This is a genomic window from Dellaglioa sp. BT-FLS60, assembly GCF_054941065.1.
This window is the reverse complement of sequence record NZ_JBSOLI010000035.1, coordinates 125,150-139,975: the sequence shown is the minus strand read 5'-3', so window position 1 is coordinate 139,975 and position 14,826 is coordinate 125,150. Positions and strand designations below refer to the sequence as shown.

The 14,826-nt window shown below is 34.9% G+C and carries 13 protein-coding genes and 1 tRNA gene; 5 read left to right on the top strand and 9 right to left on the bottom strand.

All coding sequences use genetic code 11. From position 1 onward, the window contains the following. Positions 1 to 27: 27 nt before the first annotated feature. The 4 genes from ACVQ8P_RS07130 to ACVQ8P_RS07115 form a co-directional block, all read right to left on the bottom strand. Positions 28 to 2,598: an efflux RND transporter permease subunit gene (locus ACVQ8P_RS07130; RefSeq protein WP_462298521.1), complete on the bottom strand. Its 2,571-nt coding sequence runs from the start codon at positions 2,596 to 2,598 to the stop codon at positions 28 to 30. A 110-nt stretch (positions 2,599 to 2,708) separates the two neighbouring features. Further along, positions 2,709 to 3,287 carry a TetR/AcrR family transcriptional regulator gene (locus ACVQ8P_RS07125; RefSeq protein ID WP_462298520.1) on the bottom strand — a complete coding sequence of 193 codons (579 nt, stop codon included), beginning with the start codon at positions 3,285 to 3,287 and terminating at the stop codon, positions 2,709 to 2,711. 120 nt (positions 3,288 to 3,407) lie between these two features. Continuing rightward, positions 3,408 to 4,091 carry a VIT1/CCC1 transporter family protein gene (locus ACVQ8P_RS07120; protein ID WP_462298519.1) on the bottom strand — a complete coding sequence of 228 codons (684 nt, stop codon included), beginning with the start codon at positions 4,089 to 4,091 and terminating at the stop codon, positions 3,408 to 3,410. A 12-nt stretch (positions 4,092 to 4,103) separates the two neighbouring features. Then, a complete protein-coding gene (locus ACVQ8P_RS07115; protein ID WP_462298518.1) occupies positions 4,104 to 4,781 on the bottom strand; it encodes a VIT1/CCC1 transporter family protein in 678 nt (225 codons plus the stop codon). Positions 4,782 to 5,067: 286 nt separating this feature from the next. On the opposite strand from ACVQ8P_RS07115, the gene ACVQ8P_RS07110 reads away from it, so the two are divergent. After that, positions 5,068 to 5,140, top strand: a tRNA-Ala gene (locus ACVQ8P_RS07110). Between the two features lie 256 nt (positions 5,141 to 5,396). Continuing rightward, on the top strand, positions 5,397 to 5,618 hold the full coding sequence (locus tag ACVQ8P_RS07105; protein WP_462298517.1) for a hypothetical protein: 222 nt from the start codon (positions 5,397 to 5,399) through the stop codon (positions 5,616 to 5,618). On the opposite strand, the gene ACVQ8P_RS07100 is transcribed toward ACVQ8P_RS07105, so the two are convergent. Further along, the gene (locus ACVQ8P_RS07100) at positions 5,613 to 5,924 is read right to left on the bottom strand and encodes a helix-turn-helix domain-containing protein (protein ID WP_462298516.1); all 312 of its coding nucleotides are present in this window, start codon (positions 5,922 to 5,924) and stop codon (positions 5,613 to 5,615) included. The genes ACVQ8P_RS07105 and ACVQ8P_RS07100 overlap by 6 nt on opposite strands. 380 nt (positions 5,925 to 6,304) lie before the next feature. Between ACVQ8P_RS07100 and ACVQ8P_RS07095 the strand changes: the two genes are divergently transcribed. Together ACVQ8P_RS07095 and ACVQ8P_RS07090 are read left to right on the top strand one after the other, a co-directional pair. Further along, the gene (locus ACVQ8P_RS07095; protein WP_462298515.1) at positions 6,305 to 7,819 is read left to right on the top strand and encodes a TcaA 3rd/4th domain-containing protein; all 1,515 of its coding nucleotides are present in this window, start codon (positions 6,305 to 6,307) and stop codon (positions 7,817 to 7,819) included. A gap of 18 nt (positions 7,820 to 7,837) precedes the next feature. Next, complete coding sequence (locus ACVQ8P_RS07090) at positions 7,838 to 8,725, top strand: DUF6574 domain-containing protein (protein WP_462298514.1); 888 nt, start codon at positions 7,838 to 7,840, stop codon at positions 8,723 to 8,725. A gap of 100 nt (positions 8,726 to 8,825) precedes the next feature. Here the strand turns inward: ACVQ8P_RS07090 and mnmG are convergent, their stop codons facing one another. The 4 genes from mnmG to jag all read right to left on the bottom strand — a co-directional run bounded on the left by mnmG (position 8,826) and on the right by jag (position 13,570). After that, a complete protein-coding gene (mnmG, locus tag ACVQ8P_RS07085) occupies positions 8,826 to 10,736 on the bottom strand; it encodes a tRNA uridine-5-carboxymethylaminomethyl(34) synthesis enzyme MnmG (protein WP_462298513.1) in 1,911 nt (636 codons plus the stop codon). A gap of 30 nt (positions 10,737 to 10,766) precedes the next feature. Beyond that, positions 10,767 to 12,155, bottom strand: coding sequence for a tRNA uridine-5-carboxymethylaminomethyl(34) synthesis GTPase MnmE (gene mnmE, locus ACVQ8P_RS07080; protein ID WP_462298555.1), 1,389 nt, complete (start codon positions 12,153 to 12,155; stop codon positions 10,767 to 10,769). Positions 12,156 to 12,363: 208 nt separating this feature from the next. Beyond that, the gene (locus ACVQ8P_RS07075; RefSeq protein WP_462298512.1) at positions 12,364 to 12,816 is read right to left on the bottom strand and encodes a MarR family winged helix-turn-helix transcriptional regulator; all 453 of its coding nucleotides are present in this window, start codon (positions 12,814 to 12,816) and stop codon (positions 12,364 to 12,366) included. A 25-nt stretch (positions 12,817 to 12,841) separates the two neighbouring features. After that, positions 12,842 to 13,570, bottom strand: coding sequence for an RNA-binding cell elongation regulator Jag/EloR (gene jag / locus ACVQ8P_RS07070; protein WP_462298511.1), 729 nt, complete (start codon positions 13,568 to 13,570; stop codon positions 12,842 to 12,844). 171 nt (positions 13,571 to 13,741) lie between these two features. Here jag and ACVQ8P_RS07065 point away from each other — a divergent pair, with 171 nt between their 5' ends. After that, positions 13,742 to 14,596 (top strand): aldo/keto reductase, encoded by an 855-nt coding sequence (locus ACVQ8P_RS07065; protein ID WP_462298510.1) that lies wholly within the window; start codon positions 13,742 to 13,744, stop codon positions 14,594 to 14,596. Positions 14,597 to 14,826 lie beyond the last annotated feature (230 nt).

Below are 14,826 nucleotides of genomic sequence, written 5' to 3'. Positions count from 1 at the left end.
TAAATGACATACATGGGCACGTTTCTTTTATTTCTTATTTTTCTCCAACAAGTAAATAATTGCTGGAAGAATGGTTAGTGCACTGATTAACGCGAAACCTGTATCTAATACTGTTATTAACCCAAAACTTTGAAGAGCGGGGAAAGAAACGAAGATAATCGCTGTAAATCCACCCATAACTGTTAACGCGGAAACTGTAATTGCCTGTCCCACTGATGAAACAGCCCTCACAACTGCATCTCTTGTCTTCATCCCTGAATCGAATTCTTCTTTGTACCTTTCGAGTATCAGAATTGTAAATTCAGTTCCAATTCCTAAAACAAGTGAACTAAGCGTCATTGTTAATGGATTGTATGAAATTCCAAAGACATATAATACCAATGGTGATAATCCAAGCACAATTAAAATTGGAATAACTGGCATTAGAGCTAAACGAATATCCCGGTAAACCAATAATAAAACGACAAAAATAATCAATAAGCCAACAAACATGATTAAATTATGGTTAGCGGCCATGTTCACTGAGCCAACAATCTGCATAACCTGGGCTCCAGCTGGAGATATATCAACAGAACCTAAGTTTGCTTTTTTAATATCCGAGTTAATATGATTCATCAAGGTTAGCTGTTTATCCGTAGATAAATTCTTTTTAATTTTAAATTGAATGGTTGCGTAGCGTTTGTTATCACTGTAGCTTGTCTGACTTGCTGCAGAGGGTAACGTTGTAATCCCTTTACTAATCTCATGCTGTGTCGCCTTTTCTGGATCAACGCCAGCCGTTTTTAGTAATGTTGCGATTGAAGTCACATCTGAAATTCCAGAGTATTTACTATTTTCACTAGCACCAAAACTTTGAATCGTTTGAATATCAGATTTATCTATCTTTCCATCTGATTTCACTAAATAAGTCAGGTAAGTCGTTGATCCAGCTTCTTTTTGCAAATATTTAGTATTTTTTAATGCTGTCATATTTTGCGGAATCATTTTCATTAAATCAGTTTCCGTGCTTATTTTATTCTCAGCTGCGAATCCGAATCCCATCAAAATTAATCCAACAAATAAAATAGCCTTAGCATGATGTGTCACCCAATTAGCGTAACGACTTAAAATTTTAGCCAATTTTGCGGGGCCAACTTCTTTAGGTTCTTTTTTATTTTTTCGCTTTTTACCATCTAAAATGGTCATTGTTGAGAACATTAATACAATTTCAGCAATATAAGATGAAACGACCCCAATTGCTAACGTTAACCCAAATTGTTGCATCATTGGTGCCTTTGATAAGAACATCATCAAAAAGGCAAATGTCATGACAATCAAGGCAATTCCAACAGCTGGTCCCATGCTTTTAATTGATTTTTCAACAGATTGATCCACATCTTTACTTTGCCTGTACTCTTCCTCATATCGATTATGGAATTGAACACCAAAATCAGTTCCAAGACCAATAATAATAGGTAATGTCGCCATAGTTGCCAACGTTAACGGAATTTTTAATAATCCCATAATCCCAAATGTCCATATTAATCCAACGGTCACAAATAGTAGTGACAAAAGACGTCGACGAACTGGGAAGACACTAGCAAGAATGACAATCATAAGTACAACGGCTAAGCCAAACATGGTACTCATTGTACTAACAACAACATCATTAACTTGACCATTAACAGCAGGACCACCTGCTAATCGAACTTTGACATTTTTGCTAAAATGTTCTGCTTTAATTATCTTATTGGTCTCTTTTGATAATTTAACATATGAGTTCATATCTGTTTTGTCTGATGTATTAACAACAAGCAGCATGTTTTTAGCATTGTTTGGTAGTAATTGATTAAGTTGTGCTGGCATCTTACCGTTATCAGAAAAGACTAAATCATGAACTAAATCAGAATCCATATTTTGGACTTTTGGCAACATTCCAACGACAAACGTCTGCATACTCTGCTTTTGCTGACTTGTTAATTGCGATAACATATAAGCTTGAATTTCATTTGTTTGTGCATGTGATAACGAGCTAGTAAGCGCCTCTTGCGATGTCGCACCCGCTTGAATCTTTTGTGCCATTGCTGCTTGTTGGCTTGTTGAAAGTAGGCCAACTGTATATTTTTGTAGCGCAGCTGTTTGTGTTGCATTTAAGCTGGAATTAACTTTTGTTGTTAATTTTTCCTTTTGCTTAGTGGTTAAACTATTCATTAACCCTGTTTGTAATTTGGCTGAACTTGTTAAATCAGATGAACTTGTTCCTGCATTTTTAAATTGTTCATTCATCACTGACACAAGATTCTTTGATCCTTTAACATTATCAACAGAATTTATTTTCTTAGAAAAATCGGCAACTTTTTTTAAATTATTGCTTGAAAGTAAATCCTTTTGGTTACCCGAGAGTAGGACGTAAATACCGTCCCCACCGAAGTTTTTTTGGTACGTTGCAGTATCTTTATAAACTTTAGAATCTTTACTAACAAATATTTCATTACCCATTGAAATTTTAATATTTGCTAACCCTATTCCTAATATTAGTGTGACAATTAAAGTCATACTAATACTTAATTTTGCATGTTTACGAATCATAGTTGCAAATGAATGAAATACTTTTGCCAAAATCGAGCCATCTCCTTTTAATTTAATTACTAGAATGCTTATTCTACTTATAGTTAAAAAATGAAACAACCAATAAAATAAGCCATTCGTTGCAAAATGCAACAGATGGCTTATTTTGTATTACTTTTATTAAAATTTATCAGACTGATTAGAACTTTTATAATCTCTTCAGCATTTTGTTCCATCCCATTATCTATCCACTTATAAAAAATGCCAACGACGCCACCTGCCAGCATATAGGAAATGTATTCTGACTGGGCCGACTTCAAAACGGGGTTATAGAACTGATTTCGAATATCATCTTTACGTTCTATTTCATTCGGCAATTTAATAATTTCATTTGCAACTATTTCAACTAAAATGGGATAAAGCTCAGAATTATTATTAATGGTTAAATTTCGAATCAATCGTTCTTGTTTTTTAATAACCAAAATACTTTGGCGAATAAATTCTTCATTTGTGAGCGCCCTCATATTTTCATTAAACATGCTTGAAATTGACACATGAATTGCTTCTTCTAAAAGATCTTGTTTATCACGATAATAGCGATAAAAAGTACTTCGATTAATTTTAGCAGCTATCGTTATTTGTTCTACAGTAATATTACTCAAAGAAGTTTTTTCTAGCATTTTAATAAACGTATCAAGTATATTCTTTTTAGCTCTTTGCTGTGCATTTGTTGCTACCATAATAGGTCTTCCTCATTTTTCATCAGTTTACTACTTGATTCAAAGCTTACACTATTACCCCTATAATAGAAAGTTCCTGCCGTGTAACACAAGGCACAATGTTTCACATGAAACAATTGTTTAAGCAAAGAATAATCCAATATAGTACGTCACAAGCATTGTTATGAGCCCTGCTATGACGTTACGTAAAATAGCTGGCATCTTTCTTGCATTACCCAAAGACGCACTAATAAAGCCTGTTAAAGCCAATGCCAGCGTCACGACTACAACTGTGCCCCACATTTTCATAGTGCCAGGCAAAAAGGTCATTGCAAGTAATGGAAAAATACCACCTAACGATGACGCAACCATTGATGAAAAAACAGCATCCCATGGATTTAGATAATTTCCAATTTCGATATTGTACCGTTCCCTCACAGTGCCTTCCAGCGCATTATTTGCCATAATATCATCGGCTGCCTTAATGGCTAATACTTTGGAAACACCCTTTTCTAAGTAGGCAGAAATTACCATTTTGCGTTCTTGTTCAGGATCGTCAATTAGTCTTTTCTTTTGCGTTTCAACGACTGCTTTTTCCGTATCCTTTTGCGTACTAACGGACACATACTCTCCAGATGCCATCGAAAATGCAACTGCTAACAAATCTGACATTCCAGCAATAAAAACAGCAAATGGACTTGATGTTGCCGCTGCCACGCCAAAAACCACCCCTGCCACCGTCAAAATACCGTCATTTGATCCTAAAACCCCGGCACGTAATATATTTAATTCTGCCCCTAATGATATTTTCTTTCTCTCTGCCATTATTTTCTCCTTTTATGCGAATAAATGTCCAATAAAATAAGTAATCGCCATCGTCAAAAGTCCAGAAATAACATTTCGGATAATGGCTAATTTTCGACTAGAATTACCAAGTGTTGCGCTACCATAGCCCGTCAAAATTAAAGAAAAAATAACAGCCACTATCGTCATTTGAATTCTAATTTGTTTGGGAAACAATGTTATCGCGAATAATGGTAGTGCAGCACCAACTGGGAATAATAACATTGATGCAACCGCCGCATGCCAAGGATTCGTATAATGTTCTGGGTCAATGCCATATTTTTCCTTTGCCGTTACCAAAACAGCATCTTTTTCCATAAGTTCAGTTGCTATCTCCATGGCGACATTTTCAGAAATACCTTGCTTTTGATAATACGTAACTAAATCGCTTTTCTCAGAATTAAAATGTGTTTTAATATTTTCAGTTTGCACGTCCATGGCCGCTTTTTCTGTATCTTTTTGTGTATTCACAGAGACATATTCTCCAGCAGCCATTGAGAACATTCCCGCGAACATTCCTGCAATACCAGCAATAAAAATCCCAAAATTACTAACAGATGCACCTGCCACTCCGAGCACAATCCCAGAAACCGAGATAATACCATCGTTAGCTCCCATCACGCCAGCACGTAATATATTAATTTTTTCTGCTAAATTTATTTTTTGCAACATGGTTATCTCCTTTGTTTATTTCGCAAAATTAAATTTTGCAAAACCTTTACCCATCTCATATCTCTTCTAACTATTAATTTTAGTGCCTCCATGAATATCAGTCAAAATTATCATCCGTTATTCCTTTATTAATACGTAAAAAACCTTATTATACCGGCAAAAAACATTTAAAAATTAATTTACCTTCACTTTTTTTAATTGAGAACCATTGTTATTTAGACTGTCTCACTAGGAAATACAGATTTTACTTTAATTTATATCTATTTGGTGTATCATAAACATATTCGGGCCCTTAGCTCAGTTGGGAGAGCGTCTGCTCCGCAAGTAGAAGGTCGACGGTTCAAATCCGTTAGGGTCCATTAAAATATAAAGAAGCGAGATCACTTAATTAAAAGTAATCTCGCTTCTTTTAGAGAAAATATCTCTCATTGACAAAACTTGACACTATCGTTAAAATTAATTTTATAAAAAAGACTATGACCCTCACATAGAAACCAAAATTAATTTTTTTAAAATATCAGTCTTATAATATAAATATTTTTGTTGTAATCTAAGCATTAGCTAATAAAGGCTAATGCTTTTTTTATGCAATTTTTTATAAGGGAGATTTTATTTATGAATGGGACAGAAGTACACGATAATTTGAAGATGCTACAGGATTTAAAATTTTTAATTTATAAGTTTAGTGACTATCGAGTTGATTTTCACAATTTTGATATTTTAACTTTAGACCTACCCACCAAACAAATTGATTTATCTTTGGCTTATCAAACACAAAAAAAAGATCACACTATTGAAGAAATAGCATGGTCCATCATTAAAGATAATCATTTATAAACGGATTATTTTGAGCAATAATTCAGCTGTTGCTTCACGCTTATCTTCTGGCAAAGAAGCTAGATAATTAATTAAATCAAGCGTTGCAACACCTTTTAAATTTTTATCAGTAAAAAAATCAGCTAAAGTCAGATCTAATGCTTCAGCAATATCTGATAATTTTTTCATCTTAATATTGTCTAACTTTCCGCGTTCTATCAGAGAAATTAAACTAACAGAAGATTTTGACTTTTCAGCCAATTGCTCAATGGTCATATTCAATAATTTTCGTTTAGCACGAATCAATATTCCTATTTTTTCAAGCATCTTAAACTCCTAATCAGAAAGGTAATATCTTTATGGTAAAGGATTTCAAATAAATCAAACAGAGTTGTAGTTATCGTTTTATAAAATAAATCTATATGCAATAACCTCTTCGATTGTTAAAATAAGTTAAGGTTCAATTAAGGTACGTTCATTATTCGTTGATTCGGTATTAAATCCGATTTAAAGGGAGGCTCTGTGGGGAGATTACGAACGATAACATTAAAATTGAGATACATAAGTAGTCGTATAAGCGCACATAACATCTCAACCAATTTCCAAAATTTTTTATATTTTTATTGATTTAGTCATTATTTTAGAACAAATTATGCAGGAATTTAGATACCTGCTACAGATCCAAATACTACTCAAAAGGAGAACTAATGATTAAAAAAGACTATATCTATCATGCTCCGCTAGATAATATGACCGGAAGTTCTACCAAAAAATTCTGTCCTAATTGTGGAACTGAAGTGTCACAATCAGACAATTTTTGCCCTAACTGTAACTTTAATTTACGTGTTGCACCGGTTCAACAACAAGTACCAAACCAACAAGAAATGCCAGCTAACCAGACACGTTCTGCTAAACCACCCATTTCAGGTAAAACAAAATTTTTCAGAATTTTAATTGGCGCAATCATTATTATTATTTTGGGTGGTTATTATGCTGGGACCAAATATTATTCAAAAGAGAATCAGATTAATCGAATGACAGAGGCTCTAAAAACTGACAAAAATATGAAAAACTATTTTTCAACGTCAGATACTGCATTAAAAATTACTGATTCATCTATGAAGCCTGCATCAGATGCTTGGAATAGTGCGGCTTCCCTTAAAGAGTTTAAAAATGGCTTAACGAGCTCAACAAACACTTCTAACCAATTCCAATTAAAAGAAAATGGTAAACATTGGTTATTATTCCCTAAATATACAGCCAATTTTTCAACCGTTTCCGTTAAATTATCAACAAATACTTCTGGCGCTGTCATTAAAATGAATGACAAGAAAATTGCCACAGCTAACTCTGATGATTACAGTAAAACTATCACAGGCTTAGTCCCTGGTAGTTACAAAATAGAAGCAACTGGCGCTGTTGATGGTACTAAATTAAATAATGAATCAACCGAGATACTCAACAGTCCAACTTCTAGCGTAAATCTAGATTTAAGTACCATTACGTTTAGAATTAAAAGTATCGCAAAGGCCGATATTTACGTTAACTCAAAAAAAGTCGGCACAACTAATGGCTCTGGAACCGCAACAATTGGACCTATTGCCTCTTCTGGAAACAATATTTTACAACTTAAAGAAAAAGTTGGTGACAACACGCTTGTTACAAGTAAATATAAAATTTCAGGTAGCGATGACGATAATAGCGTGACGCTAGATAGTTCTGATGAAGATGGCTATCAAGATAGTTCTGAAAGTAATTTATTCAATATTACTTTCCCTGACATGTTAACCCTAGACGATGCCCAAAGTTACATGGATAATTTATTTTCACATATTAGTGATTACACTAGTGAAGGTGACGATTCCGACGAGGATTCAAGCGACAGTTACGGAACAATTGGTAGCTTCTTCGTTGGTGGTGAAAGTAACGCGGATGCTAAATCATGGATTAAAATTGCTGAGAGTTACTACAATAATGATTCAATTGAAAGTGTCGATTATGCTACTAAAGTCAAAACGATAACACCTACAGCTAAGAATAAATTCGATGTCACTTATGATGTGACTTATACTTTTGATCTCACTGATAGTGATGATGACTATTCAACTAAAACACAAGTCTTCGAATATACCGCTAAGGTCAATTATTCTAATAATGATGATTTCTTAATCAATTCAATTACACCAGCAAAAAAAATTAGTGAAAAAACTGAAGATAACTAAACCTTGGAGGAAATAACAATGAAAACATGTCCTAACTGTGGGTCTCAACAACCAGCAACCGTAAAATTTTGTACAAACTGTGGGTTCGCCTTCCCGGCTGAACCTACTCAAAAACCTGCTCAAAAAGCAGATCAACAACAAACACAAAATGTACCAGAACCAACAAAATTCCAACAACAATATGCACCCGAACCAGAAACTAGAAGCCAAAATGAAAATGTTGAACAAGCCAAAGCTTTCGCAACAAATTATTGGTCTTATTTCTTAAATGCCATTAAACATCCAACAATTTTAGAAAATGGTCATAAATATTTTGGCTTTGCGACAATTATCTTGTTCGCATTATTCAATGATATTTTTGTAAAATTATTGTTAAATAGCGTCGCTTCATCAGTTTCTTCAGCTATAGATAGTACAAACATGTTCTCAGAATTTTTTGGTGGTTCAAGCAGCTCAGCTGTTAGCCAAGGTGAATCAACAGTTGAGAGCGGTCTCTATGTAAAACTATTCTTCTTGACGTTACTCGTTTTTGCTGTTTATGTCTTAATTGGCATTTTCGTTCGTAACGTTGTGTTGGGTGATAAAACCGACACACTATTAGCCTTTACAAATCGTTTCACACATTATTTAATGGTCAATCTTGCATTATCGGTTCTTAGCATGATTTTAATGTTAGCTGGTCTTAAAGCTTTTGCTGTGTTCTTATACTTTTTAATGGCAATTATTATGAGTGTGGCATTTATTCTAGCAATTATTGTTGATACACACCCACTTAAAATTGATCGCCTTTACGGTGTTGTTATTGGTCAATTACTATTGGCATTTGTTGTCTTCCTTGTTATGACCGTATTTGCTGTTAGTTTAGCATCAAGTTTAGCGTCAATTATACAAGCAGCGGGACTATAAAAATTCCCTTCGGCAAGATAACTCATTAATCTTTCAATAAAAAAAGGCGTCAATTAAGTATATTATACTTAATTGACGCCTTTTATGCATCCCTATAACTTTAGTTATTAACCTTAGCAATCTTACCCTGTTCGATATAAACAGCGAGAATCGATAAATCAGCGGGATTAACACCACTAATACGACTAGCTTGAGCTAATGTTTCTGGTTGGATTTTAATAAATTTTTGACGTGCTTCCGTCGCAATTCCTTCAATCGCATCGTAATCGATGTTTGTTGGAATTTTTTTAGCTTCCATACGTTTTAATTTCGCAACTTTTTCTTGCGCTTTTTTGATGTAACCCTCATATTTAAATTGAATTTCAACTTGCTCAATAATTCTATGATCTAATTCATGGTCAGGGCCTGGCATGAATTTGGCAACATCTGCATAAGTCACTTCAGGACGACGCAAGAATTCGTTAGCCAATACGCCATCTTTCAAGGCAGCACTGTCATGTTCTGCTAAGAAAGCATTCACGTCATCAGTTGGTTTAATACGGAATGATTGCAATCTAGCTTTTTCAGCTTCAATTTCAGCTTTTTTGGCTTCAAAAATAGCTAAACGTTCTTCTGAAATCAACCCAATATCATACCCTTTTTCAGTTAAACGTAAATCTGCATTATCATGACGTAAAATGAGACGATATTCAGCACGAGACGTTAATAAACGGTAAGGTTCATTGGTCCCCTTTGTTACTAAATCATCAATCATAACGCCAATATAAGCATCACTACGATTCAATGTAAAATCTTCACGGCCTAAAGCACGTAATCCAGCATTAATTCCTGCTACCAAACCTTGCCCAGCAGCTTCTTCATAACCAGAAGTTCCATTTGTTTGACCCGCAGTATATAGATTCTTCACTAATTTTGTTTCAAGCGTTGGGCGTAATTGGTAAGGCGCCACAACATCATATTCAATCGCATACCCTGGACGCATTAATTCAGCGTTTTCAAGGCCCTTAATTGAATGAATAATATCTTGTTGAACTTCTTCTGGCATTGATGTCGAAAGGCCTTGAACGTAAAATTCATCCGTTGAGCGACCTTCTGGTTCCAAGAAGAGTTGATGACGAGGTTTATCAGAGAATCGGACAATCTTATCTTCAATAGATGGGCAGTAACGTGGACCCACACCTTTAATAATTCCTGAGAACATTGGTGCACGATCAAGATTAGCATTAATAATTGCATGCGTCTTTAAGTTCGTGTACGTTAACCAACAAGATAATTGATTTTTAACATCAATATAAGCTTCATCAGGTGTTTCAAAACTGAAGTGATTAGGCTCAACATCACCTGGTTGCTCATCAGTCACACTGTAATCAATTGTATTCCCATCAACACGAGGTGGTGTCCCTGTTTTGAAGCGTTCCAAATCAAAACCAAGTGCTTCAAGATTTTCAGATAATTTAATGGCAGGTTGTGAATTATTAGGACCTGATGAATAACTTAATTCACCAATAATAATTTTACCTCGAGCAGCCGTCCCAACCGTTAAAACAACACTTTTAGAACGGTACTTTGCGCCAGTATTTGTTACAACACCACGGCATTCACCATCTTCGACAATTAAACTATCAACAGTTCCTTGACGTAACGTCAAGTTTTCTTCTTTTTCCATTGTATGTTTCATTTCGCTTGAATAAAGATGCTTATCAGCTTGGGCGCGTAATGCTCTAACCGCTGGCCCTTTACCCGTATTCAACATACGCATTTGAACGTAAGTTTTATCAATATTACGACCCATTTCGCCACCTAAGGCATCAATTTCGCGTACAACAATTCCTTTAGCAGGACCACCAATTGAGGGGTTACATGGCATAAACGCAACCATGTCCAAGCTAATTGTAATCAGTAATGTTTTATTGCCCATTCGTGCAGCAGCAAGTGCTGCCTCTGAGCCGGCATGTCCAGCACCAACGACAATGACGTCGTAGTCTGGCGCATCATAAGTTTTAATGTCCATTTATATTTACATCCTCCTATTTGCTGACAATTATTTACCTAAACAGAATTGACTAAATAATTCCGTGAGTAATTCATCCTGATAACTATCACCAGTGATTTCACCAAGTAATTCCCAACTTCTGGTCATATCAATTTGAACTAAATCAATTGGCATCCCTGCAGCAATTCCTGTTATAACATCATCTAACGCAGTTTCAGCTTGATTTAATAAGCCAATATGACGAGAATTCGTAATCATGATTGTTGTTTGACTGTTTTCGATCCCACCAAAAAATAAGTTAGCAATCTTTTCTTCAAGTTGCTTCATACCTTCGTGTTTCAAGACAGAAATTGAAATAATTTCAGTTGGATCAACCATGCTTTCTAACTCTTTGCGGTCTAAATTATCAGGTAAATCTGTTTTATTTAAAATAACAATTCGTTTATCATTTTGCGTTAATTTAATGAGTTGTTTATCTTCAGCAGATAAGGGTTCGTTGTTGTTTAAGACAAGCATTACTAAATCAGCTTGAACGATTGCTTCTTTAGAACGTTCAACCCCAATTTTTTCAACTTTATCTTCTGTATCCCGAATACCAGCTGTATCCACTAACTTCAAAGGCACACCCATAACATTAACGTATTCTTCAATCACATCACGCGTTGTTCCGGCAACATCAGTTACAATGGCTTTATCCTCATGTAATAAATGATTCAAAAGACTCGATTTACCAACATTAGGACGACCAATAATGGCCGTAGCTAATCCTTCACGTAACACTTTACCTTGTTGCGCAGTTTGTAGTAATTCTTGCACATATTTCTTAACATCTCGTGCTTTTTCAAGCAATAATTTAGTCGTCATTTCTTCACCAGCATCGTATTCTGGATAATCAATATTAACTTCAACTAATGCTAAAACATCTACGATATCTTTACGTAAATTACGAATTAAACGTGATAAATTACCATCTAACTGGTTCAAAGCCACTTTCATTGAACGATCCGTTTTAGCACGAATTAAATCCATGACAGCTTCAGCTTGAGATAAATCAATTCGACCATTCAAAAAGGCCCGTTTTGTAAATTCACCAGGTTCAGCTAATCGCGCACCATTACTTAATAGTAATTGTAAAATTTGGTTCGTTGGTACAATCCCACCATGACAGTTAATTTCAATGACATCTTCACGTGTAAATGTTTTTGGCGCTAGCATCACCGAAACCATGACTTCATCCACTTCTTCATCCGTTTTAGGATTTAAAATATGACCATAATTAATGGTATGGCTATCAACATTAGCTAAATTTTTCCCTTTAAACACGTTGTTAGCAATTTGAACGGCGTCTTCCCCACTCAATCGAACAATTGAAATGGCCCCTTCACCAGGTGGTGTTGAAATAGCGGCAATTGTATCAAATTCTGTTAGTTCTGGCATATCTTTAAATGCTCCCTTCATTTTCTTATTATCAGTCAGGCAACCTTGTTCTTTAAATTTTTTCAAACAAAAAAAGGGCCCACTCCACGCCATAAAAAGGACGTGGATAAAGCACCTTCACTACTTTATCTAATATTAAGTTCAATGCCAACAATATACTTGCTTTACTGGCATTTGTCAACAAATCTGTTTAACTAAATTGATTCGTTTAACTACGAATAGACCGATTTTCTAATTTACTAGTAATTATTTTCAATTCTTGAACATAACCTAGATATTCTTCTTCAGTCATATCAAACGAAGCAAAACAGCTAGCCATTTGTTCCATAATCTTACTTTTACTTTTTTTCGCTTTTTCAGTTAATGAAACATTTACGCGACGTTCATCTTCAGAATCTCTAGCACGTATAATCCAATCATCTTTTTCCATACGTTTTAGAAGTGGTGTTAATGTCCCATTATCCAAATGTAACTTTGCCCCAAGTTCCTTCACCATAACGGGGGCTTTCTCCCACAATGAAAGTAACGTAATATATTGCGGATACGTTAAATTAAATTCCTTCAGTGATTCTGTATAAAATTTATTGTAATCTTTTTGTGCTGTATAAATGGAAAAACAAAGTTCATCTTCTAATTTGTTCGGATTATGTTTTAAAGTCATATGTGGTGGCTCCTTCTATTACTGACTAATTCGTTTTATTCTTAGGTGCAACAATAACTGATCGTTTGGTTCCTGTTCCAACCGATGTTGTTTTGATTCGATTATTTCGTGCTAAATAAAAATGAATTTGCTTACGCTCGTTAGCAGGCATTGGATCCAATTGAATGGTTTCACCTGTTCGAATAACATCCTTAGCAACTTTAATTGTTAACCGTTCAATCGTTTCTTCACGACGCTGACGATATCCACCAACATCTAGAATAACATTCATTCGACTAACTGCTTTTTGGTTCATGTTAACTTGTGCTAAATACTGCAAGGCATTTAAGCTCTTACCATGTTTACCAATTAGTAAGCCCTGTTTACTCGTATTGAAATCATAGGTTACCTGACGACGTTCAAATTGAACGTTGATTTCTGTATCAATCCCCATCAATTCAGTAATATCAGCTAAATAATACCCAACATCATGAACTGCTTTTTCATTAAGCTGACTTCTAGCAGCTTTTTCTTCTGCCGTCAGCGGTTTTGATGCAATAATCTCTTTTTTTTCATCAATTGGTTTTTTGCTTGTCGGTTTTTTCACTATTTTTTTTTCAATTAACTCAACTTCCGCCTTTTGACGGCCAAAAAATAAGAATCCAGACTTGCCTTCATTGATTATTTTGATCTCGACCTGTGTTTTTTCAAGCTTTAAAGTAGCCAAACCACCAGCTACAGCTTGATCAACATTTTTTCCAGTAAATATGGGCATGTCCATCCTCCAAATATAATTATCATCGTTATATTATAGCACTAAATGCCCCCTTATCTATACCCTTTTTTGGAACGACTTTTTTTAAAAGTTCTATCATTTGACAAAATCTATAGGCCCCAGGCTATAATGACAATAGAAGTAAATAAAAACACTTGGAGGTTTAATTCTATGAATAAATTAACAGATACATATGAATTAGCAAATGGCGTAAAAATTCCAGTTGTCGGGTTTGGAACTTGGCAAACACCTAGTGGTGATGTTGCTAAAGCATCAGTAAAATCGGCCTTAGCTGCTGGTTACAGACATTTAGATACTGCTGAAATGTACCATAATGAAAGTAGCGTCGGTGAAGGTATCATCGAAAGCGGTGTTGCCCGTAAGGACATCTTTTTAACAAGCAAATTAGCTAACACGGCGCACACTTACGATGAAACACTAGCGGCCTTTGCACAAACATTAAAGGACTTGGACGTTGATTATCTTGATTTATTCTTAATTCACTGGCCTAATCCTGCTGCTTATCGTGAAGATAATTGGGAAAAGCATCTTCAAGAAACATGGCGTGCCTTTGAAGATCTCTATAATGAAGGTAAAATTAAAGCAATTGGCGTTTCCAACTTCCGTCCTCGTCATTTCAAAGTTTTAGAAGAAACACAAACGATCACACCAATGATCAATCAAATTAGATTGGCACCTGGTGATACCCCTAAAGAAACCATTGATTACTGTCATGAACACAATATTCAACTAGAAGCATATAGTCCATTAGGAACTGGTGCTATCTTCACTGAACCAACAATGGTTAAAATTGCCAGTCGTATTGGTCATAGCGTTGCACAAGTTACGTTACGCTGGTCATTACAAAATGGCTTCTTGCCACTTCCAAAATCTGTCCATGCTGATAGAATTGAAGAAAATACTCATTTATTTGATTTTGAATTATCTGATGCAGATATGGCAGAAATTAACTCACTTGAAGGTGTGGTTGGTTACGCACAAGATCCAGATACAGCAACTTTCTAAATTGTTTCACGTGAAACAAAAAAACTAACCACAATTTCAATTTAAAGTATCTCCCGTATTGGTCAATATCAAATACGGGAGTTTTTGTATTAACAGCATTATTCAAAAAATTTTAAAGTACGAGCTGTTTGAGCTTATCTTTAAGATATAAATTTATCACTAAAAAACGTATTCTTTTTCATATTATAAAATAAACAGTTCTGAAACATTATTTTACTAAGTATCTATCT